Origin of the sequence: Gleimia hominis, assembly GCF_032085515.1 — a bacterium.
Taxonomy (GTDB): Bacteria; Actinomycetota; Actinomycetes; order Actinomycetales; family Actinomycetaceae; genus Gleimia; species Gleimia hominis.
The window spans coordinates 1-23,461 of the sequence record NZ_JASXSX010000001.1; the positions used below are offsets into that span (position 1 = coordinate 1).

20 protein-coding genes and 3 tRNA genes are annotated in these 23,461 nt (G+C 58.3%); 6 read left to right on the top strand and 17 right to left on the bottom strand.

Annotation, left to right across the window (positions count from 1 at the left end; translation table 11 throughout):
* Positions 1 to 73: 73 nt before the first annotated feature.
* From QS713_RS00005 to QS713_RS00015, 3 genes are all read right to left on the bottom strand, one after another.
* Positions 74 to 149, bottom strand: a tRNA-Thr gene (locus QS713_RS00005).
* A gap of 44 nt (positions 150 to 193) precedes the next feature.
* A complete protein-coding gene (locus QS713_RS00010; RefSeq protein WP_313271397.1) occupies positions 194 to 1,009 on the bottom strand; it encodes a DsbA family protein in 816 nt (271 codons plus the stop codon).
* A 236-nt stretch (positions 1,010 to 1,245) separates the two neighbouring features.
* A complete protein-coding gene (locus QS713_RS00015) occupies positions 1,246 to 3,147 on the bottom strand; it encodes a serine/threonine-protein kinase (protein ID WP_313271399.1) in 1,902 nt (633 codons plus the stop codon).
* Positions 3,148 to 3,460: 313 nt separating this feature from the next.
* Between QS713_RS00015 and QS713_RS00020 the strand changes: the two genes are divergently transcribed.
* From QS713_RS00020 to QS713_RS00035, 4 genes are all read left to right on the top strand, one after another.
* On the top strand, positions 3,461 to 4,600 hold the full coding sequence (locus QS713_RS00020) for an ABC transporter ATP-binding protein (protein ID WP_102216709.1): 1,140 nt from the start codon (positions 3,461 to 3,463) through the stop codon (positions 4,598 to 4,600).
* 231 nt (positions 4,601 to 4,831) lie between these two features.
* Positions 4,832 to 5,452 carry a DUF47 domain-containing protein gene (locus tag QS713_RS00025; RefSeq protein ID WP_284667182.1) on the top strand — a complete coding sequence of 207 codons (621 nt, stop codon included), beginning with the start codon at positions 4,832 to 4,834 and terminating at the stop codon, positions 5,450 to 5,452.
* A gap of 3 nt (positions 5,453 to 5,455) precedes the next feature.
* Positions 5,456 to 6,508, top strand: coding sequence for an inorganic phosphate transporter (locus QS713_RS00030; protein ID WP_313271405.1), 1,053 nt, complete (start codon positions 5,456 to 5,458; stop codon positions 6,506 to 6,508).
* A 29-nt stretch (positions 6,509 to 6,537) separates the two neighbouring features.
* Positions 6,538 to 7,002, top strand: a complete 465-nt coding sequence (locus QS713_RS00035) for a septum formation family protein (protein WP_313271406.1) — start codon at positions 6,538 to 6,540, stop codon at positions 7,000 to 7,002.
* 134 nt (positions 7,003 to 7,136) lie between these two features.
* Here QS713_RS00035 and pstB read toward each other — a convergent pair whose 3' ends face one another.
* From pstB to pstS, 4 genes are read right to left on the bottom strand one after another with little or no spacing between them, the layout of a single operon-like run.
* Positions 7,137 to 7,919, bottom strand: coding sequence for a phosphate ABC transporter ATP-binding protein PstB (gene pstB, locus QS713_RS00040; RefSeq protein ID WP_313271408.1), 783 nt, complete (start codon positions 7,917 to 7,919; stop codon positions 7,137 to 7,139).
* A 53-nt stretch (positions 7,920 to 7,972) separates the two neighbouring features.
* On the bottom strand, positions 7,973 to 8,956 hold the full coding sequence (pstA, locus tag QS713_RS00045; RefSeq protein ID WP_313271410.1) for a phosphate ABC transporter permease PstA: 984 nt from the start codon (positions 8,954 to 8,956) through the stop codon (positions 7,973 to 7,975).
* A 5-nt stretch (positions 8,957 to 8,961) separates the two neighbouring features.
* A complete protein-coding gene (gene pstC, locus QS713_RS00050) occupies positions 8,962 to 9,894 on the bottom strand; it encodes a phosphate ABC transporter permease subunit PstC (protein WP_313271412.1) in 933 nt (310 codons plus the stop codon).
* A 1-nt stretch (position 9,895) separates the two neighbouring features.
* Positions 9,896 to 11,020: a phosphate ABC transporter substrate-binding protein PstS gene (gene pstS, locus QS713_RS00055; protein WP_313271413.1), complete on the bottom strand. Its 1,125-nt coding sequence runs from the start codon at positions 11,018 to 11,020 to the stop codon at positions 9,896 to 9,898.
* Between the two features lie 174 nt (positions 11,021 to 11,194).
* Here pstS and QS713_RS00060 point away from each other — a divergent pair, with 174 nt between their 5' ends.
* Both QS713_RS00060 and QS713_RS00065 read left to right on the top strand, forming a co-directional pair.
* Positions 11,195 to 12,463 carry a sensor histidine kinase gene (locus QS713_RS00060; RefSeq protein WP_313271414.1) on the top strand — a complete coding sequence of 423 codons (1,269 nt, stop codon included), beginning with the start codon at positions 11,195 to 11,197 and terminating at the stop codon, positions 12,461 to 12,463.
* Positions 12,460 to 13,146 carry a response regulator gene (locus QS713_RS00065; RefSeq protein WP_313271416.1) on the top strand — a complete coding sequence of 229 codons (687 nt, stop codon included), beginning with the start codon at positions 12,460 to 12,462 and terminating at the stop codon, positions 13,144 to 13,146. The genes QS713_RS00060 and QS713_RS00065 overlap by 4 nt, the downstream gene beginning before the upstream one ends.
* 111 nt (positions 13,147 to 13,257) lie before the next feature.
* Here the strand turns inward: QS713_RS00065 and QS713_RS00070 are convergent, their stop codons facing one another.
* The 10 genes from QS713_RS00070 to QS713_RS00115 all read right to left on the bottom strand — a co-directional run bounded on the left by QS713_RS00070 (position 13,258) and on the right by QS713_RS00115 (position 23,457).
* On the bottom strand, positions 13,258 to 14,199 hold the full coding sequence (locus QS713_RS00070) for an NUDIX hydrolase (protein ID WP_313271417.1): 942 nt from the start codon (positions 14,197 to 14,199) through the stop codon (positions 13,258 to 13,260).
* 330 nt (positions 14,200 to 14,529) lie between these two features.
* Positions 14,530 to 15,168, bottom strand: coding sequence for a hypothetical protein (locus QS713_RS00075; protein ID WP_102216719.1), 639 nt, complete (start codon positions 15,166 to 15,168; stop codon positions 14,530 to 14,532).
* A gap of 184 nt (positions 15,169 to 15,352) precedes the next feature.
* A complete protein-coding gene (locus tag QS713_RS00080; RefSeq protein WP_313271420.1) occupies positions 15,353 to 16,603 on the bottom strand; it encodes a hypothetical protein in 1,251 nt (416 codons plus the stop codon).
* Between the two features lie 39 nt (positions 16,604 to 16,642).
* Complete coding sequence (locus QS713_RS00085; protein WP_313271422.1) at positions 16,643 to 16,858, bottom strand: YbdD/YjiX family protein; 216 nt, start codon at positions 16,856 to 16,858, stop codon at positions 16,643 to 16,645.
* A complete protein-coding gene (locus QS713_RS00090) occupies positions 16,845 to 19,208 on the bottom strand; it encodes a carbon starvation CstA family protein (RefSeq protein ID WP_313271424.1) in 2,364 nt (787 codons plus the stop codon). The genes QS713_RS00085 and QS713_RS00090 overlap by 14 nt, the downstream gene beginning before the upstream one ends.
* Before the next feature lie 333 nt (positions 19,209 to 19,541).
* Complete coding sequence (locus tag QS713_RS00095) at positions 19,542 to 20,732, bottom strand: glutamate--cysteine ligase (RefSeq protein WP_313271427.1); 1,191 nt, start codon at positions 20,730 to 20,732, stop codon at positions 19,542 to 19,544.
* 39 nt (positions 20,733 to 20,771) lie between these two features.
* Entirely contained in the window at positions 20,772 to 21,803 is a 1,032-nt protein-coding gene (locus QS713_RS00100) for a glutamine amidotransferase-related protein (RefSeq protein ID WP_313271428.1), read from the bottom strand.
* A gap of 164 nt (positions 21,804 to 21,967) precedes the next feature.
* Complete coding sequence (locus QS713_RS00105; protein WP_313271430.1) at positions 21,968 to 23,137, bottom strand: hypothetical protein; 1,170 nt, start codon at positions 23,135 to 23,137, stop codon at positions 21,968 to 21,970.
* Between the two features lie 111 nt (positions 23,138 to 23,248).
* Positions 23,249 to 23,321 (bottom strand) — tRNA-Phe (locus tag QS713_RS00110).
* A 62-nt stretch (positions 23,322 to 23,383) separates the two neighbouring features.
* Positions 23,384 to 23,457: transfer RNA gene (locus QS713_RS00115), tRNA-Asp, on the bottom strand.
* Positions 23,458 to 23,461: the final 4 nt, after the last annotated feature.

Below are 23,461 nucleotides of genomic sequence, written 5' to 3' on the forward strand. Positions count from 1 at the left end.
AATACCAGCCAAAACGCGGCATTTGCGTGAGGAAAATTCCTTCACCATCCTTGTATCAAAATGGGTGTCCAAGTGGAGCCACCTAGGAGACTCGAACTCCTGACCGTCCGCTTACAAGGCGGATGCTCTACCAACTGAGCTAAGGTGGCGCGACCTCAAGTTTGCCATGAATGAGGTCCATTTGTCACATGAGTTATTTCTGCGCGGCTTTTATGCCCTCAAGAAGATTTTTCGTGACCTCTTGCGCAGACTCGCCTTTCAACTCAATCAGCTTGTTATTAGAAATGAACTGCGGTGTGTATTTTTCTGTCGAACCATCAACTTTGCGGGAAATCCACTTGTCCGTATTCGCCTTTAACTGCGCCTTCATATCCGACGTTTTGAACTTACTGATAGTCGTTTCAGATATGCCCACCGACTTCGCGATCTGCGCGATCTTGTCGGCCGACTTCTGCGCAGACTCCTGGATCACGGACCCGTCTTTCGCATCAAACTGCGACTTAAAATACGCCATCACAGCCGCGTGAAAATCCATGTACTTATCCGGCTGCTGCTGCCACACCACGTACGCCGCATCCGCCGCCTTTTGGTGGTACACCATGTCCACCGTGTTCACCGGCGTGATCTTGAGGTTAAACTCACCATTCTTCGCAGCTTTAGTTAGGGTATCGCCCAGTATCGCAGTTGTATCCGCGCACGCGTGGCAGGAGTAATCCATGTACTCCTCTAAAGTGGGCACCCCAGACTTAGGTTTCCCAGGCCCGTCAGCACTAATTATGAACGAACCGTCAGCACTGGCAGCTGCCGCGCCCTTACCTGCTGAATCTGCGGAACGAGACTTGTAAACAACCAGCCCAACCGCTGCAACCACCGCCAAAACCAGTAGCACCACGACCGTGATGATCACGTTACGGGTACGGCGCTCCCGCGCCTGCGCTTGCTCCCGCATCTTCCGGGCTTTCTGCGCGCTCGCGCTACCAGCTCCCTTTGAGTTCGCCGAGTTCGCCATGACTCCTCCGAATTTTCTAACTACAGCAACGTATACATCTTAAATAACGGCGGGCACACGCGCCCAACACGTCTGAATATCCGACGTGGCCGGCACGTCTACTAACTGCGCACGCGTGCGTGCTGTGGGCACCCATCTAACCTTTCGCACATACCCACCCGATACGCCTGCCAACCACACCCAACTACGCACCCGGCGCATCTATCTACCCTTATCTATCTTGCGAATCTGGGCACCTACCAACCTATAACCCCTGTGACCATGCCAACCGTTAGCGCGCACACGCCACACAAAATTATCCCGAAGAACAACCTCAAGGCCCCAGAAGGTACCGCAGCCGAAATGGTGGCCCGCTCCCCTTCACGCAGATGCCACCCACCAGCACCCATGTGGCAGAGCAGAACGATCACCACCACACTCACCCAAAGCAGGGCGGGCACTGCCTGCACGTCTTGCCACGCTGACAACCAACCGCGCTGCCCCGGGCTACCTTGCAGCATTTGCAGGAACGGGGTGTTCACCAGGTCTAACCGCCGCGACATCGCCCAAATCGACCACGCTGCACCCGCCAGCACCCCACCGATCAACGCGTTAACGCCCACGGCAAACACAGACTTGAGCGCATACGGCACTGCCCTAAGTGCCGCGAGCGCATTATCTCCCTTCTGCTTAGATCCCACGCGGGTGCGGCGCCGTTCCCGCCACGTGCGGGCGTTCCCAACTGCCTCAAGAAACACCAGCAATACCAGTAACCAGATCGCCCCCGGCATCCCAAACCACACTGGCAGCAGGCACGCCAACCCCATCAGTCCGACGGAAAACAAGTTCGCCCGCCCCGGTGCCCGATACTGATACACCGACGGGAACGCCCACTGCGGCACACTTGCCTCACCTATTTGACCCGCCTGAGGTCCTGGCACTCCGCCCGCCTGAGGTCCTGGCATTCCCCCCGCCTGAGGTCCTGGCGTTCGCTGCGCTACCGGCCACTGCGGTGCAGGTGGCTGCCCCCGACCAGCGATTGGGCTTGCCGGCGGATCTTCCGGTGAGACCTTCGGCGCGTAAACCCGGGTGGCGTCGCTTCCTGAAGCCGCTTCTGGATCGTACACTCGAGTTTTGTCGCCCTCAGAGACCGCTTCTGGATCATAAACCCGGGTGGCGTTAGATCCCTGATCGTAACTATCAGGAGCTGCGTAAGCCCTGGTCGCGTCACTATCCTGCACAGCCTCTGGATCGTAAGCACGCGTGGAACTGTCAGAATCAACGTCCGGTTCAAAAGTCTGCGTTGCCTGCGCCTGCGGATCCGCCTCATCTGCATCCGAGTACGCCTCGACCTCAATGGCATCAAACTCCCGCAACTGATCTAAAAACTCACCGTACTCCAACCGATCCTGGCGCGGCCCCAACGCCCGGCGCAACACCGTCGCCAACGGTGGGTAAACCCCCCGCGTGTCCGGACGGCCCGTCGCGATCCGACCGAGCACCACCTCCATCTTCCCCGTTCCAAACGGTTGCCGTCCCGTCAACGAAAACAGCACAATCGCAGCGGCACCCCACCAATCCGTGACCTCATCATCATCCGCGCCCTGCAGAACCTCAGGCGCCACCCAACCCGGGGTACCCGTAACCAAACCCGTCGACGTAAGCCGTTCATCCCCAGCCGCCCTAGAGATCCCAAAATCAATCAGCACCGGCCCTTCCGGCCCCAACATCACATTCGAAGGCTTCAAATCCCGATGAATCACGCCCGCCGCATGCACCTGCCGCAGAACCTCAGCCAAACTAAAAGCCAAATCAACCGCATCATCGTAATAAAACGGGCCGCGCTGACGCACCTCATCACGCAAAGACAAACCATCAACCAGCTCCGTAACCACAAACGGCTGCTGGCCCTCCGTCTCCAAATCCACCACGTGCGCCACCGCTGCGGAACGCACTCGATTCAACGTCTGCGCCTCCCGCGCCAAACGCACGCGCGCCACCTGGTCAGACGCCACCGCCGGATGCAAAAGCTTCAACGCATACCGGTCGCCCGCCTCATCCACGGCCTCCCACACGACCGCAGCGCCACCACTGCCCAACGGGCGGACAAGACGATAACCCCCCAAACGGGTTGCCGGACGCTGAACGGAATCACTCACACCCCAAATACTACTAACCACAACCGGGAAGAAGCTGAAAGCCACATCTAACCCACAACCGTGTGTCCCAAACCAGCCCGAACCGGCGCAAAACCAAACTTCCCAAAAGCTGAACAAACACACTCCATACCCGTGTCCGCACGCCCAGAGCATGGTAATCTATGAGAGGTTTCTACGGCTAACAAACTCTTGATGCGACGCCGACGTGAAGCAACAAGGGAGTGTGAGCACGTGGGGATTGTGACAGCGAAGCCGCTGCCACTCCACAACGGATCGTTTGGCACGTACCTGCCGATGGAGGAAGAAACTAAATATGGCATCTGTAACTTTTGAAGGGGCAACCCGTATCTACCCGGGGTCAGAAACCCCCGCAGTGGACAACCTGAACCTAGACATCGCCGACGGCGAATTCCTAGTGCTCGTAGGCCCCTCGGGCTGCGGTAAATCCACGTCACTGCGCATGCTAGCCGGACTCGAAGAGGTCAACGCCGGCACCATTTCAATCGGAGGACGAGACGTCACCGACGTTCCCCCCAAAGACCGCGACATCGCAATGGTCTTCCAAAACTACGCGCTCTACCCCCACATGACCGTGCGGGACAACATGGGATTCGCCCTCAAAATCGCGGGCACACCCAAAGACGAAATCAACCGTCGCGTAGAAGAAGCCGCACAAATCCTCGACCTAACCGAATACCTGGACCGCAAACCAAAAGCACTGTCCGGTGGGCAACGCCAGCGCGTCGCCATGGGCCGCGCAATCGTGCGGAAACCACGCGTATTCCTCATGGACGAACCGCTGTCTAACCTGGACGCCAAACTGCGTGTACAAACCCGTACCCAAATCGCGTCCCTACAACGGTCCCTCGGGGTAACCACCGTGTACGTGACCCACGACCAGACGGAAGCCCTCACCATGGGTGACCGTATCGCCGTACTCAAAGACGGGATCCTCCAACAAGTAGGTACCCCCCGCGAAATGTACGACCGTCCAGCAAACGAATTCGTCGCCGGATTCATCGGCTCACCCGCCATGAACCTCGGCACCTTCAAAGTAGCTGACGACGGCTACGCCACTCTCGGTGAAGCCCGCGTCCCCCTCTCCCAAGAAACACGCGACGCCATCACCGAAGCAGACGGCGGACAAATCGTCATCGGATTCCGCCCCGAATCCCTCGAAGTAGTAGAAGAAGGCACCGACGGCGCCATCCCCGTAGAAGTAGAACTCGTCGAAGAACTAGGCTCCGACGCCTACATCTACGGACACCTCGTAGGCGGCGGCGACCTCGGCTCCGGAACCGACGCGAACCCAGATGACGACACCACCGACCAAATCATCATCCGAACCGCACCCCACACCTCACCCGACAAAGGGTCCGTAGTGAACGTGCGCATTAAGAAAGGTGGGCAACACAACTTCAGCCACGCAACCGGTGAACGCCTCCCCGACTAAAACCACACGTCGGGCATGCATCACACGTAGGCCAAAGGCCATGCGTGCAAGAAGCACAATTAGATAAGGTAATACCGCACGGAAGCGGGCTTCCAACGCAAACTGGAAGCCCGCTTCACCATGTCAACACGGCACACGCCCACAAACCAAAAAAGCTTCCGATTAGGTATCCACCAAAAGTGGTCTAACCTGGAAGGGCCTGTGCACAAACTAAGACTAGGGAGTTAGGAAATGCGATTTTCCAAGTCCGACGGCAGCAACGTGTTTTTCGACCTGCTAACAACCCAAGCTAACCACTTGGTACGTGGCGCCCAACTACTGGCACGCATCCACGGGGCAAGAAACGAAGACCGCTTCAACCTCCGCGACGAACTACACGAAGTCGAACACCTCTGCGACGAAGCCCTCCACGAACTCTCCTCCAAAATCAACCAAACCTTCGTCACCCCCTTCGACCGGGACGATCTAACCTTCCTAGCTGGAAAACTAGACGACTGCATGGACTTCATGGACGAAGCCGGAGACCTCATCGTCCTGTACAAAGTCGGAGACCTCCCCCGCGGAGTCGTGGAACAACTAAACGTAATCCAACGCTGCGCAGACCTCACCGCACAAGCCATGCCGAAACTAAAAAGCCTCGGCGGACTCCGCGACTACTGGATCGAAATCAACCGCCTCGAAAACGAAGGCGACAAAGCCTACCGGCGGGTCCTCTCCGAAGTATTCGACACCTACGAAAACGCCATCGAAGTAATCAAAGTCAAAGACATCGTCGAAGCACTCGAAAAAGCGTGTGACAGCTTCGAAGGCTTAGCAAACGGCATCGAAACCATCGCGATTAAGGAGTCCTAAAGCGTGGAGCTCACACTATTCCTAGTGCTCCTAGTGATCACCATATCGCTAGCATTCGATTTCACTAACGGGTTCCACGACGCCGCCAACGCGATCGCCACCTCCGTCTCCACCCGCGCCCTAACCCCCCGCGCCGCCCTAACCTTAGCGGCCGTCATGAACTTCGCGGGCGCACTGATGGGCACCGCGGTCGCTAAAACCATTGGGCAAGGCATCATTGACGTCGCCCCATTCACCGACTCTGCGGACAACCAGTTGAAACTCCACGGGCTCGCCATCATCCTCGCGGCCCTCGCCGGAGCGATCACCTGGAACCTCATCACCTGGTGGCTTGGGCTTCCGTCCTCATCTTCACACGCCCTCATCGGCGGCCTCGTTGGAGCCGGGTTAGCCTCCGCCACACCCGTGCAATGGTGGGGCGTAACCACCCACGTGATCATCCCCATGTTCGCGTCCCCACTGATCGGCTTCGTCCTCGCGTTCATTCTGATGAAGTTCACGTTAGCGCTGGTTAAATCCCTGCCCTACCACCGCACAATGCGGCGTTTCCGCTACGCACAAACCGTTTCCGCAGCCCTCATGGCCCTAGGCCACGGCCTGCAGGACGCGCAGAAAACCATGGGAATCATCGTCATGGCACTACTCGCCGGTGGGTACGGGCACACGCACAACATTTTGGTGAACGGTGAGCTGCAGATCCCCCTGTGGGTCAAACTCGCGGCCGCAACCGCGATCACTGCCGGCACCTACTCTGGTGGTTGGCGGATTATGCGCACCCTGGGTCGAAAGGTTATTGAGCTAGACCCCGCGCACGGGTTCATTGCCGAAACAGTATCCGCCGGTGTTCTGTACTCCGCGGCGTACGTGTTCCACGCTCCCATTTCCACGACCCACACGATCACTTCAGCGATCATGGGGGTTGGCGCCACCAAACGCCTCTCCGCCGTCCGCTGGGGCGTGGCCGGCAACATCGTGACCGCGTGGTTCCTCACGCTTCCCGCTGCCGCGTTCGTGTCGTTCATCCTCTACATGGTGCTGCACATGTTCTTGCCGTGATCTTACTGCGAGGGAATCTTCTTCTGACTGTGAGTGATATTTTGAAATCTTCATTTTTTCTTCGCATCACCGGCGTTGCCGCAGCGTTAGTTGTGTCTGCACTGGGGTGCGCTGCGTGTTCCACGGTGGCAGTGGATTTGAACGTGGGCGAATGCATTAAGCTTCCCAGTGATGCGGATTTGGATAATGGTTTTGAGGTATCTTCCGTGTCCACCACTGCCTGCAGTAAGTCACATGACGGTGAGGCTGTGGGCATGAAAACTATTGAAGGCGAGTCTTACCCGGGGCAAGACGAGTTGTACGCGCAAGCGAAAACGTTTTGCCGCTCTGCGTTTAAGGACTACACGGGTGCGGATTTAGATTCTTCCCCATTAGAGGTGTTTCCCCTGCTGCCCACTGAGGACAGTTGGTCGCATTCACAAGACCGGGCGCTGGTGTGCGTTGCGGTTAGCCGTGACGATCCGCTGCACCAGTCCCTCAAGAAAAATACCTGAGGTACCTGCGAAGCCCTGACACGTACTCTTGCCGGCCGTAACCCCGGTGTTTTTCGGCCACGCCAACTGTGCGCGGTAACCCGAATGTATCTGGGGTTACCCCAGCTTTACACGGCGATCTAAGGTTTTTGGGGTTATCCGAAGCGACCGGCGATGTAGTCCGCCGTAGTGGACTCGTGGGGGTTGTTGAAGATCACGTCCGTGTCGTCGGTTTCCACGAGGGTCCCGGGTTGCCCAACGGCCTCCAGGTTGAAGAACGCGGTGCGTTGCGAAATCCGCGCTGCCTGCTGCATGTTGTGCGTGACAATCACGATGGTGTACCGGTCTTTCAGCTCCATCATGAGTTCTTCAATCGCCCCCGTAGAGATCGGGTCGAGCGCGGACGCGGGTTCGTCCATGAGCAGCACGTTCGGTTCCACCGCGATCGCACGGGCGATGCACAGACGCTGCTGCTGCCCACCAGACAGGGACGCACCTGGCTTATCTAACCGGTCTTTCACCTCGTCCCACAGGTTGGAGCGTTTCAAAGATTTTTCAACAATCTGCTCTTGTTCTTCACGTCCCATTCTGATTGAGTTCAGCCGCACGCCCGCGAGCACGTTCTGGCGGATGCTCATGGTTGGGAATGGGTTGGGTCGCTGGAATACCATTCCGATTTCGCGCCGCACATGCACTGGGTCGACGTCGGAGTCGTACGCGTTTTTACCACCTACCCGCACTTCCCCTTCTACTCGTGCCCCTGGGATCACTTCGTGCATCCGGTTTAACGTGCGTAAGAAGGTGGATTTTCCGCAGCCTGAGGGGCCGATGAGCGCGGTGATGGCGCGTTCCGGAATCGTCATATTCACATTTTTAACTGCGAGAAAGTCGCCGTAGTAAATATTTAGATTCTCAACATCTATCTGGTACTTGTTCACAACAATCCTTTGTTTTCTTTGAGGGCTGATCCGCCGGCGTGCAGACGAGTTTTTCAGCGCATGTTGTGGGAGAACAGGCTTGAGATTATGCGTGCACCAATGTTCAGGATCATCACGATGATGATTAGCACTAGGGCTGCTGCCCAGGCGCGTTCGAAGTTGATTGTGGGAACGCAGTTTTCTAACCCACCGCACGGTGCTAGGCCCTGTGAGTATTGCCGGTACACGTACACGGGCAGGGTCATGAGCCTACCTTCGAATGGGTTGAAGTTAATGGAGTGCAAAACTCCAACCGTCATCAGTAGTGGCGCGGTTTCACCAATGACGCGGGCAATGGCCAGCATGATTGAGGTGGTGAGGCCCGGTGCTGCGGTGCGCAGAACAACTTTCGCGATTGTCCGCCAGTGCGGCACCCCGAGAGCGTATGAGGCTTCGCGCAGCTCCATGGGAACTAGCATCAGCATTTCTTGAGAGGAACGCACGACCGTTGGGATCATGAGGACCACGAGGGCAACCGCACCCATGATGCCTGCCCGGTATGCGGGGGAAACGAACGTGGCGAACAGGGCAGCTGCGAACAGGCCGGCGACGATTGAGGGGATGCCTGTCATGACGTCCACGAGGAAGTTTGTGACCCGAGCAAACCGGGTGCCGCGCGCGTATTCCACGAGGTAGATGGCGCACCCCAGTCCGATGGGTACTGAGATGAGCGTGGCCAGGCCGGTGACGAGCACGGTGCCGACGATTGCGTGGTAGATACCCCCGGCGTTCATACCGCCGTAGACGCCCGCCATGGATACGGACAGGAAGTACGGGCTGAGCCGCGCGTACCCTTGCATCACCACGGTGGTTAGCAGTGAGATTAGTGGGATTACGGCTAGTGCGAATGATACGCATACCACTACGGCGGCGATTTTGTTCACGAGGTGCCGACGCATGTCGTGCGCCGGGTTGCGTGATTCAAAAGGATTCGACGACCGTGCTTTCACGGACGTCAATGACGTTCGCCGCACGTTCGGAATACGAATCGTTGTCATAAACCTTAGTTTCCCATCGCTATGTTTTGTCGGTTAACGATCCACCGCGCTCCCGCGTTCACAATCATGGTGATTGCGAACAGGGCCAGGCCGGTTGCAACCAATGCTGCGGTTGTGATCCCGGTTGATTCTGGGAACTGGAGAGCGATGTTCGCTGCAATCGTTGAGTGTTTACCTGCTTGAAGCAGGTTGAAAGAGTAGCTGGAGCCTACGGAAAGGACCATTACGACCGCCATGGTTTCGCCAAGTGCTCGCCCTAGGCCAAGCATGGAGGCGGAGGCGATGCCGGACGCTCCCCAGGGGAGTACGGCCATGCGGATCATTTCCCACTTTGTTGCGCCGAGGGCTAGTGCCGCTTCTTCGTTCAAAGTGGGGGTCTGTAGGAACACTTCGCGGGCTACCGCGGTGATAATCGGAAGAATCATGACCGCGAGGATGATTGTTGCAGATGCCATTACCCGCCCGGTTGGCGAAACGGGTGGGGCGAACAGGGGGATCCAACCGAAGTAGTCGGATAACCATTCGTAGAACGGCACGAGCCGCGGAACCAGCCACATCGCACCCCATAGGCCGTAAACGACCGATGGAATTGCTGCGAGCAAATCCACCAGGTATCCCAACACGTTTGCGAGCTTACGGGGTGCGTAGTGGCTGATGAATAGGGCAATCCCTACAGACACAGGAACGGCAATAACCATTGCTCCCAGCGCGGCGATTACGGTGCCGAAGATCTGCGGTGCGGTGAAGCGCCACAGGGACACGGTGTCTGCGCTCCCCATGGTGCGCAGGCCCGCGTTCGGGTGCGTCAGTGCCGGCCACGCCTGGATAATCAGGAAGGCCGCGACTGCCGCGAGCGTCACCGCGATGAGCGTGGCGCTGGTTTTACTGCCGAGTCGGAAGACGCGATTTCCGGTTGTGCCTGAAGATATTGCAGTCATACTACTTAGCTTTAATCGCTTCCAAAGACTTCTCTAGTTCCGAACGCAAGGTATCTGAGATTGGTGCAGACCCTGCAGACTTCGCGGCGGCCTCTTGGCCTTCTTTGGAAATCTGGAAGTTAATGAAGGACTTCACCAGGTCCGCTTCCTTCTGCGGGTACTGCGAGCAGACCACGGAGTAGGACACGAGGATCAGCGGGTATGCCCCACTGTCTTTTGGCGTGCGGGAGATCTCGAGGGCGTGGTCACCTTCAACCCCGGTGTCCGCCGGTTCTGCGGAGTCCAGAGCTTTCGCAGCGGCCTCATTCGAGAACTTCACGAATGAATCGCCTGCCTTGAGCGCTACTGTTCCGAGGTCACCGGCCTGCGAGGCGTCCGCGTACCCGATGGTGCCTTCACCCTGGGTGACTGCCTGCACCACGCCAGCGGTCTTATCGCCAGACTCCCCGCCTTCCATTGGCCAGGACTTCGACGGGTCATGCGGCCACGCATCTGGCGCAGCCTTGTGGAGGTAATCCGTGAAGTTCTCGGTGGTACCAGACTTGTCTGCACGGTGAACCGGCGTGATCTTCGTCTTGGGGAGGTCTACGTCCGGGTTTGCTTCTTTGATGGCCGGGTCGTCCCACTGCGTGATTTCTCCGGAGAAGATCTTCGCGAGAGTCGTGGGGTCGATGTTGAGTTCTTTAATTTCGGGCAGTTTGAAGATTACTGCTACCGGGGATACGTATACGGGCAGGTTCATTGCGTCTGCGCCGCAGCGGTCTTTAGCTTTCTTAACTTCGTCGCCCTCCAGGGCCGCGTCGGAGCCCGCCCACAGCACCTGGCCGTCCGTGAACTGGGTGATGCCCGCACCGGAACCAACCGCGTCGTACGTGACGGTGACGTCGGGGTTCTTCTGCATGTACTGGGCCATCCAGGCGTTCATTGCCGCTTCTTGAGAAGAGGCACCGGCACCCGCTAGGGAACCGGAGAGGTCACTCTTTTCTTCCTGCGTGGCTTCTGAGCTGCCTTTGCTTGACGAATCGTCTTTTACTGCGTTGTCGCTGCCGCACCCCGCTAGCATGGTTGAGGTTCCCACTAAACCTAGTAGCGCGAGTCCACTGAAGAACTTCTTACTCTTCACCATCTCTCCTTCACAAGATCGTGCGCTTACGCATACGCTTTTAACCTAAGGCGCTAACCCAACGAGCATGCGTACAGGTGGTTAACAAAGGGTTAACAACCCCAGAAATCTTGGTCCTAACTGCCGATTTCGCGATGCTCATGCAGAAAACTGTGTTCGACGCGATACAGTAATAGTGTGGAAGGCTTAACTTTAACTATCGCAGCAACAATCGCGGGGCTAGGTGTACTCGTAGGCCTGGGGGCCGCCACAGCCTTCTACCGTTCTGAAAGACATTTTCGCGCCACCCCCACAGCCGATACTGCGCCCACAGAAGTTGCGGGGATTAATCCTGAGGTCCTGTCGGTTCTCGAAACCATTGAAGCCATGTCCATTATTGTGGGCCCGCGCGGCCATATTCTGCGGGCGGATGCGCGGGCGTACACCTTCGGATTGGCAACTGGCGATGACCTTACGGACCAGCGGCTACTAAAGATTGTGGAGCAGGTTCGCCGCACCGGGATTGCACAGGAACACGAGGTTACGTTCACTCCGATTGTGAGCCCCCAGGTGCGCATGTTCTTTCTAGTCACCGTTGCAGCACTGCACGGTGGAAAAATCCTCATAATGGCAAAAGACCTTACGAAGGAACGTCGGATCGAAGCTATGCGCACGGACTTCACCGCAAATGTCTCTCACGAACTGAAAACGCCGGTGGGGGCATTGCAGCTGCTGGCGGAAACGATTTACGCGCACGCCGACGACCCGCAAGCGGTGCAGACCTTCGCGCCGAAAATGATTACGGAAGCGAACCGGCTCACCAGTTTGGTGTCTGACATTGTGATGCTTTCAAAACTGCAGGAAGTGGACGTACTGACCCACGCGGAACCGACGCATCTTGACCAGGTGGTAGCGGATGCGCTCGAAACGCATCGCACGGCCGCTAAACAGCGCGACATTGACCTGCAGGTGGATGTCAGCGATCACCCACTGGTGTGGGCGGTGCCGGAACTATTGACTACCGCGGTGCGCAACCTGATTGATAACGCGATTAGGTACTCGCCGGAGCACACGACCGTCACGATCCGCACCGGTACCCGCAGCGAAGTGGGGGTTGTGAGTGTTGCAGATGAGGGCATGGGGATCTCCCAAGCAGACTGTGAACGCATTTTTGAACGCTTCTACCGCGTAGATAAGGGCCGGTCCAGATCCACCGGAGGCACCGGGCTGGGCCTGTCCATTGTGAAACACACGATGCGCGACCACGGTGGGCGCGTGCGTGTGAAGAGCGCGCCCGGTGAAGGTTCCACGTTTACGCTCGAACTACCACTCGCGCACGTGCGCAGCGGAGCGGAAACCACCGCGTCTGCCACGCATATAGATAATGCGCCTGAGGACACTCGCCACCTCGAAAGCGCCCAGGTTCCCGCTACCGCTGGTTCACCACGGGTTAGGGAGGCGCTGTGAGCACAATAGTTGTGGTGGAAGATGAGGATTCGCTGCGCACTCCCCTGGCGTTTAACCTGCGTAAAGACGGTTATGACGTAGTCGAGTTCGCTACCGGGCTTGAGGCCCTCGCGTTGCTCGAAAAGAGCGAACCCGCCCTAGTGCTGTTAGACCTCATGCTGCCCGACATTTCAGGTACGGAAGTGTGCCGCCGGCTGCGCAAGTTCTCTAACGTGCCCGTGATAATGGTGACCGCTAAAACGGAAGTGGTGGACCGCGTGGTGGGCCTAGAAATTGGGGCTGATGACTACGTAACGAAACCATATTCATATCGCGAGCTTCTAGCTCGAATCCGCGCGCTCCTACGCCGAAATACTGCGAGCGCCACCCAAGAAAGCGCCGACGAAGTGCTGGAAGCCCCGGGGATACAAATGTTCGTGGACCGCCACGAAGTGATCATCCACGGGGAAAGCACGCACTTACCACTGCGAGAGTTTGAGCTTCTAGAACTATTCTTACGGAACGCAAACCGCGTGCTGACGCGCTCACAAATACTGTCCCTAGTGTGGGGTTCGGATTACATGGCGGATTCGAAAACGCTGGACGTGCACATCCGCCGCTTGCGTGCGCGGATTGAAGCAGATTCCAAACACCCGAAAATACTTAAAACAGTGCGCGGACTCGGCTACCGGCTAGTAACCTAACTCGCACTTGAAGCGCTGCTCAGTGTGCAAACTGCCGACTAGTAACTAGCGTTAGCAATGTCGCCCCAAAGTCACTCTGCTAGCTATCCCGCAGGGCTTAAAGCCACGCGGCTAGCTTCCCCGCAGGGCCCGGTGGTACGACACGTCAATCAGCTGCGCTTGCCCATCGGGGTACCCAATGTGCGCCACTAGCAGCTGCCCAGACCTCAAGAAAGGTTCCTTAACCGGTACTTTCCGCATCATCGAATGCGGCGCGATCTCCCGGATCGGCTTCAACAAACCCGCCAGTGCCCGCCGCGGCGCACACACCACCAGTGGTGAACCGGGGGTACCCAGCAGTTTGCGCATCACCGCTTCTCCCTCACCGGCTTCTAATTCGTCCGCAACAGGCAACGACAACCCAGCTGTGTGCGCATACGGAAGCAACGTCTCTTGACACGCCCGCCGCGGTGCCGAAAGTGCACGCCGCACCCCAAAGCTCGACAGCATATCCACAAACTGGCGAGACTGCGCCACCCCCAGTCTGGACAGTTGCCGCTCCGACGCCGGCACTTCCCGCGACGCTTCCAAAGAACCCTGGCGAGCTAAAATAACCGTCATCGTCCGCAGCGTCCCCGCCTGCGCCTTGGCGATCACATCAGTCAGCAACCGTCGGTCGCCACGCCGCGTCAACATAGACCGGGCCTGCTCCGCAGCTACCCACCGGCTTTCATCAATTTCGCTTGAGGGCGCCGGGGTCACCGGAAGGCGCGTGCGCAACACCCCGGGGTGCTCCGTGCTGGTACCCACCCAGTAGTACACTTCTTTCGTTTGCCCAGATCCAAGCCGGTAGCGTTGCGTCAACAGTGGGGCCGCTAAATCTACCGGCACCCCCGTTTCTTCTTCCACTTCCCGAACGCCCGCAACTGGAAGCGTCTCATCTAAATCACTTTTACCTTTTGGCCACGACCAGTCGTCGTACCGCGGTCTATGTACCAACAGTACCTGCAGATCTTGAGGGGACACGCGCACCCCCAGTTTCAGATCACTCGGCGAAAGAGCGGTATCTCGCACACGCCAAACAATGGCGCCAGCCGAGCGGATAATACGGCTCGGCACTGGTGCGGGACGAGCATGAGACACAGTGCAACACTTCTTTAGGTCACGACCCCAACGCCACCTGAAGTATCGGTGGCGCACTACTACGATTTAGGGTCTGGCGGATAAGGACATAACTAAAATTGATTCTACAGGGTTTATCCGCCGTTCGTTTAGCAGCACAAATGCAGGCCGTTTGGCAGAGCAAACACAGTTAGCTCACCAGCGCAAACAGCGCTCGCCCAGAGGTGCAAACACTGTTCTTTTTGCAGCCTAAACCCGGGCGTGCTGGTACGCCCCTCTTGTTTACACGAGCCGCCCCACTTGAGCGCGGTCCGCTGCTGTGTCTAAATCGTTTGCAGTTTCCACGAGGGCCCGGGCACGCCTTGTCACCATTGTTGCTAAGCGGTCGCGGTCACTGCGGATCCAGGTGGACCCGAATGTTGCCCCAGAGGCGAGGATCCTGCACACGAGCGCGCAGTCGCGCAACAGTCCAGTTAAATCGCCAAATGGGCGGCCAGACATTAGGTTACTTGCCCTCTCCATCACTTCTGATAGGGACGGCACTGCCGCGATGGATTCTTGGTCGTCAATACCTGCCGTGTAGGGAGCACGCACGCCCTCATCGAATCTCTCCGCTACTTTCAACGGGTCGCGCCGGTACCATTCCGTCAGCAGATATATGCGCCAGAACGCGCCAGGAAGGGTGAAAGCGGGGCTGCGTTCCCAAAGGTCCGCGACAATATCCACTCCCTCACGATTAATGGCATCCACCAGGCGGTTAACCGCATCGGGCCCGAACTCCTCATCCGCTAACCCCAAGAGCGCGCGGGCAGACGTGTTCGCCACCAGCGCGGTCGCTGCCGGATCGTCGTCTCCTTGAATGTTCTCTGCCTCTTCAATGCTGAGCATCGCTGGGCGGCGTGGTTTACGGTTTTCAGCCATAGTCAAATCCCTCCAACCCTCATTATCCTAAACCACGTTTACCACACGTTTTATGCGCAGGTTACGCGCGCACGTTCCGTGGGTTATGGCCACATGTTTTGTCCGCGGTTAGGACCAGTTGCCTTGTCTGCCGCTTACGACCACACGTTCTACTGCGAGTTACGAACAGTTGTTTTAGCCGAGGTTAGGACTGGAGAATTTCTTTAGCTGCCGTGATGAGGCTCTTGGGGTCGCGTTTCATTCGGCCATTCACGAACGCCATGCCGACGCGTGTGCGCGCCCCTGGGACCAACCGGGACCATCCCCGCCCCGTGGGCCACAAGCCACCGTGCGCCGCGAGGCCAGTCCACTGATCCAGCCCGGTGCCGAAACTCACCGCGTAAGTAATGAACGCGGCAGACAACCTCGCTGCAGTCTGTGGCTTGGCCGGGTAGATCCCCACACTGGGGCCGCCAGCGAGGGTGTCTTTAATGAGGTCGCTCACCAGCACAGAATCGGTGTTCGAAATAGGAAGAACCGGGGCAACCACAGTTGTGCGCTCACCTGCTTCAGCGGCCCGCCACCGTTCAATCCGTTTAGCACCCAAATAGTTAGGTCCCTGAGTAGCCAAAGCCGCGTCCATGATCTGCCCCTCACACAAGTACACGTCGGTGGGGGTACCTGAGAACGCGAGGATAGTATCGGGCCGATCGCGCAGCACGAGGTTCTGCACCAGGTCAGCTCCCATCGCGGCATGCAGGTGAGCACGCCCAGGTGCATACAGGGCGCTTGCGATAACTAGTCGGCCCGGCAACTGGCGAATATACCCGGCGAGCTGCGCTGGGGTGCGGGTAACGTCCGCGATTTCATCCGGAACAATGTGCAACTGCCCCGCACCGCCGCGGCATGCTTCCACCAGTGATTCCAACCGTTTCGAGCCAGAACGCACCACCGCGTGCACGTGAGCGCCCGCCCGCACCAGTGGAACAGTGGGCGCTACCTGCCCAGCTCCGCCGAGCACAACCACGGTGTGTCCCTCAAGCGGCCAAACCTGTGGGTGCGCACTGACCTTATCTAAAGCAGCAATCGCTGCATTCGTCATCACTCGGGTAGCGGCGTCGTGGGACAGGCGCGGCGCTGGGTCTCGGGGTTCACCTTGCCCACCCACAGTACAGGTGGGCTGTGCGGAAACCTCTTTTGCCGTCACGTCGCGAAGCAGTGTGCCATCTGGGGTTTGAGTTGTGTTGTACAGCCTGTCAAGCGCCGCCCGGGCCATTGGGACGGCTCGTTCAGCTTCTAACCCCGTGAGGTCCCGGAACACCTCCAAGTAGCTTTCCCGCCACGTGGGATCCCCCACTTCCACGAGGTCGGGTGAGTCCGCAGCGTGCGCAGCCGCGTTAATGGCTTGCTGCAGCGCACGCGTGCCACTGCCTTTACCTAAAACCCAAGGTTGCATCCCATTTCCCTTCCGACTGCTACTACTTCTATTACGAGCCTAGCAACAGCCGGTTGAAACATTCTGCTCTTCGAACTGGGCGCGGTCGCGCCAAAACTGGCGTTCACTCATCGGCGCGTGCCCCGGGTGTTCCCGCGCATGCCGCTCCACGTACCGGTCGTAAGCGGATTCACCCGTGAAGTCACGCCACAGCCTTTTCCCAGTTCGATACGCCTCGTCCAGCCGCGCCAGCAGCCCCAAGCTAGTGGTGCTCATGGCTCGCTCCGGGGATAAGCGCGGGATCACCCACCACCTCATATTCTTTAACAAGTTTCTTCTCTAGCTTGGTCGCTACCAGACGGCCGGGAGCGAAGAAGTTAGATTCCACGTACGGGTCTTCTGAAGTGGACACGTCCCGTTTCGCAACGCTGCGCCACATGCGGATACACGCGCACACAATCACGAACGCAACCGCTACTACGAACACGATCGACAGTGTCCCTTGAATGAACGTGTTGCGAATAACGGCTTGCGTATCCGCTATCTGCGCTGGATCCGTAAGAGTTGGCAGAAGCTTACGGGCGTTGCGCCACTGCTCCCAGTAGCCCACGGCCTTGTCGGTAGAGAAAATCTTCTGGAACGAAGCGGTGAAAGTAACGACCGTGTCGAATACGAATGGCACGGCTGGGATCCAGGCCCACTTGTAATAACCCTTGCGGACCACGCACACGGTACAGACCAGTAGTGCGACTGCGGAAATCAGTTGGTTAGCGATTCCGAACAGTGGGTAGAGGGTTTGAATCCCACCCCGCGGGTCCGTAACGCCCATCAGCAGCAGCGACCCCCAGGAGGCCACCACCACGAACGTGGTGAGCCACGCCCCCACGCGCCAGGAGGGGTCTTTGAACCGGGGAATCACGTTCCCCAGTGCGTCTGACAGCTGGAACCTCGCCACCCTGGTTACCGCGTCAACTGCCGAGAGGATGAACAGGGCTTCGAACATGATTGCGAAGTGGTACCAAAAGCCCATCATCGCTTGCCCACCACCGATTTGGTGGAGGATGTGGGACATGGATACTGCCAGTGTGGGCGCCCCACCGGTGCGGGAAACCACGGACGGCTCGCCCATGTCTTCGGCTACTTTACGCAGCGCTTCTTCCCCCTCATAGACTTTGTTGTTACCGTTTTCATCGAAGGAGTCCCAGCGCGGCATAATGCGGTTACCGTGCGCGTCCGTGACGTTGAGGTTCTGCGCGGCCTCGTTAGAAATAGCTTCGCGGTTGCCCTCATATTCTTGAACAACAGCGGTGCCGGCCAGTTTGTCGGCGGACGCTTCGGAGGTGTTCATCGCGAAGTACACGCCTTGGTTCAAGGAGGCTGCGGCCGCGAGCGCCATGATTGCCACAAAAGATTCCATGAGCATCCCGCCGTAGCCGATGAGGCGAACTTGGGATTCTTTTTGGATCATTTTTGGTGAGGTACCTGAGGACACGGTTGCGTGCATGCCAGATAGGGCGCCGCAAGCGATGGTGATGAACAAGAACGGGAAGAGGGTGCCAGCGAAAACGGGGCCTTCGGTGTTTGAGGCGAACTCGGTTACCGCTGGCATTTCAATGATGGGCCGCACGATTACGATGCCGGCAGCAAGAACCACGATGGTTCCGACTTTCATGAATGTGGAGAGGTAGTCGCGTGGGGTTAGCAGGATCCACACGGGCAGCACCGCAGCGAAGAAACCGTAGATCACCATGATCCACACGAGGGTGGTGGGTGAAAGTTGGAACAGTTGCTGGCCCCAGTCGGTGTTCGACACCCAGCGGCCCGCGAAGATCGCGCCGATCAGCAGGATGCAGCCTGCGATGGACACCTGGGTGATTTTGCCTGGTTGGACGTAGCGCAGCCACAGCCCCATACCGATTGCCAGCGGAATGGTGCAGCCCACGGAGAACACGCCCCATGGGGATTCCGCGAGTGCGTTTACACACACCATCGCCAGCACGGCGAGGACGATCATGAGCATTACGAGGACAACTATGGTGGCGACGATGCCGCCGATTTTACCGATCTCGTCGGTGGCGATTTGCCCGAGGGAACGTCCGCCGCGGCGCATTGAGAAGAACAGCACGAGCATGTCCTGCACCCCACCGGCTAGGAGCACACCGAAGATGATCCACAGGGTTCCGGGTAGGTATCCCATTTGTGCGGCGAGGACTGGGCCTACCAGTGGCCCTGCCCCCGCGATGGCGGCGAAGTGGTGTCCGTACAGCACAACGCGGTTGGTGGGGTCGAAGTCTTTGCCGTTGTTGATCCGTTCCGCCGGGGTGGCGTTCGAGTCGTCTGGCCTCATGATTTTCTTCTGGATGTAAAGCGCGTAGTAGCGGTATCCGATCGCGTACGTGCACACGGCGGTGACGACGAACCAGATGGCGTTCACTTCTTCACCCCGCACGATCGCGAGCATTGTCCACCCAAGTACCCCCAGTGCGGTGATTATTACCCACAGGGCGATTTTGCCTGGGGTCCATTTTGTGTGGGGGCGGGTTCCGACGGGAACACCGTCTTTGTTGCGGATTATGTACCGCTCTTCTTCGGGCGTGTAAGCGGGTTTCGCATCAACAGAAGCCATACTCATTCCTTTACTTCCCAGCGCCTGCGTTGGGCAGGTCGGGCAGTTACTTGAAAAACTGGTCCGGCCTTGGACCTCGGGATACTAGACAATATTAAGGGGATATCCAGAAATTAGTAAGACGTATGTCACTTTTTATATGAAATTGTTATTTATATAATATTTTGGGACTTTAGGCTTGAGGCGGGGCTTCAGAAGGTAGGCTACTCCCCCTCGTTTTTGCAACTGATATCTTGTTGCCACCGCGGTTTCGGCCTGGCTTAATCGCGGCTCTAAACGGGTTCCTTGCCCCGCCAACAGTTCCTTGCCCTGCCAACACAGGGCACGCTGGATTTACCACCCGCGGTTGCCGGAGTCTGGGAACCGCATTCCGCGTGGGTCGTATTCGAAGTCGTAGGCGGATACGGGTTTGCCGGATTCGAATTCGGCGCACATGTGTTCCACCACGGCTTCTAGGGTGCCGGTGCGTTCCACTACGGCTCGTTGCCGCTGGTAGCCAACGCCGGAGGCCGCGATGTCATACAGGGCTTCCAGGTCTTCTAAACAGTTCAGGTCGCGGGCGGCGGGTGCTAGCTGTTCCAGTAGTACCGGCAGGGTGTCTTTTACGCTCGCTTCGTCGCCGTGCGCGTTTTCGATTAGTGTTGCGTCCATTCCGTAGCGGGCTGCCCGCCATTTGTTTTCGTCCAGGAACCACGGTGGAATTGTGGGCAGTTCCTCCCCGGCGTCGAGGCGGCGCGAAGCGGTTTCCACTAGCGCGTGGATGAGTGCGGCGGCGGCGCGCACTTCAGTCAGGTTTGATGCGGCGTCGCAGACCCTCACCTCAATAGTTCCCAGTGCGGGAGAAGGGCGAATATCCCAACGCACTTCGTTGAATGAGCCGATCACTCCGGTTTTCATGAGGCCCGCCGTGTACTCTTCCAGTTGGTGCCACTGCGTGAACTGCCGGGGCGTGCCCGCGGTGGGGAGTTGTTGAAATACCATTGCCCGGTTGTCGCAGTACCGCGTGTCCACCCCTCCCCAGAACGGTGAGGATGCGGACAGGGCTTGCATGAGACCCAGTTGGGTGAGGAGGTAGTTGAGGATCGGAAGGACCTTCCGGTAGTCCTCCACCCCCACGTGCACGTGAGTGCCGTAAAGCAGCATTTGCCGCCCCCAGTACTGCGTGCGGTTCACTAGTTTTGCGTATCGTTCTGAATCGGATACGCGTTGGAACTCCGGGTTCGCAAACGGGTGTGAGCCGGCGCTAGCGAGGTCTATGCGCAGCGGATCGATTACGGGCGCCAGCATGTCCACGCCGCGCTGTAGATCTTCTGCGCAGGCCGCGACGTTCGTTTGTTTGCCGGATACGAGTTCAACGGTGTTGCGCAGCATTTCGCCGTGGATCAGCTCGCTGTCTGGGTTTAGTTCGCGCGCCCGGTCGACCACCAGGTCGCCGCATTGCCGCAGGTCTAATGAGTCGCGGTCAATCAGCTGCAGTTCCCACTCAATGCCGATGGTGGAACGTTCTGAGTCGGCAAATTTCATGCTCATTCTTCAATTTTGCCTGATTTTGACCCGCATGCGCTACCGGTAGCGGCGCGTGAACTCGCTTATGAGGTGGTTGGCGGCGCGCACGTCCGCGCGATCACACCGAGCTTGCACCCGCGCTTTCTCGTCTGCCGGATAGTATGTGTCCCCGTACGTGTCTATTCGAATCCGCATACCTGCCGTGGTGATTTCTGGGTGGAATTGAGTGCCGTAAACATTGTGGCCCCAGCGCACAATCTGGAGGGGGCAGAAATCTCCCGTGGCTAACACCACACTGCCTTCCGGTACCCCAGCGAGGGATTCACTGTGCCCCACGTACGCTTCGAACCGCTGCGGAAGCGAACGCGTCAAACCGTCGCGCATCCCCTCCGGCGTGAGGCGCACCCACGGGGCCTGCAGATCCTCAGGAAAACCTGCGCACAACGCAGCCCCACCCGCAATCGCGAGGGACTGCATTCCATAGCAAATTCCCAACGTGGGGAAATCCGCATCCAACAGGTGACGGCACAGCTCCAGTACGTGCCGCTCCATCTGCAGGTGCGCGGGGGTTTTGAACTCATCGTCACTACCCGGCTGCGTGCCATACGAATACGGCGATCCGCTGATAATCACGCCGGCAAAGTCATGCAGATCCACCGGGCACTCCCCCGCACCGGCCCACTGAAACCTGCCGTTTCCCGCAGTCGACTGTGCCCCGTCTTCCCCGGTTTTCGCTTCAGTTTCAGTGTCTTTCGGGTCAATTTGCGGGGCACGAGTTTCACCTTGTCCGCCGTCGTCGTTGCCTTGTGCCGCGCGGGTTTCACTTTGCCTGCCGTCGTCGTTGCCTTGCGTCGCGCGGGTTTCACTTTGCCCACCGTCGTCATTGCCTTGCGTCGCGTCCGTTTCGACATTTGTTTCCGGAGGTTCTTCGCCCGGCAGCACGTTCAGCGTCTGTAACGTGGTGCCAACTTCCAGACCGCCCCATTTAGCAACCATGTTCAGCTCGTCGTCCGCGATAGTGCCCGGTTGCCTACAGACAACTAGCAAAAATGGTTTGTGCGAGCCTGGTTTCTGGGAGCGAAGAGTCATGCAGTTGATTATACGAACGCCTCCAAATCGAAGTCGCGCGCGCCACATCCTGGCACAGCCAACCCCGCGCCCAGGGAGATGCGGCGCACCCGATCGCCCTGCTTTCGGCGGGAAGCAGCGCACCCAATCGCCCTGCGAAATGCGGCGTGCGGCGCACCCAGTGTTTAGGAGTCGCTGCCAGTACTGGCGGGTGCGTTCGGCTGAGCGGGTTTAGGTGCGGCCGGCTTGTCTGGTTGCGCAGGTTGGTTTTCCACAGGTGGTTTCTCTGGATGGTTGCCCTCCCCCGGTTCTGCTGGAGCGGGGGCGTTCGTTGGCGCGGGTTTAGGTTCTGGGTTCGCCGGCGCAGGCGGATTCGTCCCACCCTCCGCCGGTTTACTCGGCTTCGGCTGCGTGCTAGGAGCCGGGTTAGCTGGTTTAGGATCGTTCGGTTTCGGTTGCGGCGCCGGCCTGTTCGGCGGAGTCGATTGTTTCGGAGCCGGCGCTGGGGTAGCACCCGAACCACCTGGCTGTCGCCCCTGATTACCCGCTGGTTCGCGCGAGGGCCGCAGCTCTTGCGCCCCTTCCGGACGGTGCGGCCGCTGCTGCTGCGCCCGTTCACGCTCCTGCTCGGTCAGCTCCGTCGGGTTCTTCTTCCAATCCTCATGCGAAGACTTCACCGCATCCATGCATTGCGCAATCACTTCCCGCGCAGCCTTCACCTTCCCCAGCGCATTCGCCTGCGCCCTCACCTCGGTAGCGGTCTGCACGGTCTTCAATGCGCGCTGCCCCTGTTTAATTGCCTTTTGCAGGTCAGCAAGTGTGGACTTGTCACGCACCTCACTGGTTTTTGTTTTCTTCTTGAGGTCCTGCGCATTCGCAATGAGCTGCTTCAACTTCGCTGCATTAGACGTGAGGGTACTGTGGATGCGGTCCGTTAGTTTATTGGCGATCGAATCGGTTGCTTTATCCAATACGCTTGTGCGGTTGTGCAGGTCACTGGTGATCGACCGCAGCTGTTTCACCTTGTGGTTGGCGTTGCCCGTCACCTCACAGGACGCCTCAAGATCAATAACCTGCGCAATATCGGCTTGTTCAGCGGCGAAATTCGTTTTTGAATCCGGTCGGATCTCCAGCAACGCGTACGACCTATCTTGCGCGGTAAACCATGCTTCAAGTGCTTTTTCACACTCTTTCTGAGCTTGCCGCAGCGCGTTCCCACGCACGTAAAACACCCCTGCGACCACCAGAACTAGCGCGATAACCACAGGAATCGCAATCGCAATCAGTTTGCGCCGTTTACGCTGCCGCCGCCGATCATCATTACTGAGGTACTTGCCCGACCGCCTAGTAGCCACTGTAGACAACCCTTTCAACCGCTAATACAAGCACCACACAGTGTACAATCATGGGCTGCCCAGTAGGTAATTGCGGGTACAAGAAAAGCCACGCGTTAGCGTGGCTCCTTGTGCCTCCGAGCGGCGTCGATCCGCTGACCTTTCGATTTTCAGTCGAACGCTCTGCCAACTGAGCTACAGAGGCATCGATTCCTCTGGAACCACTGAGGCGCGTAGTGCCTCAAGCGAATTCCGTGTGGAACCGAGCGACCCCGACCGGACTTGAACCGGCGACCTCCGCCGTGACAGGGCGGCGCGCTAACCAACTGCGCTACGGGGCCTTAG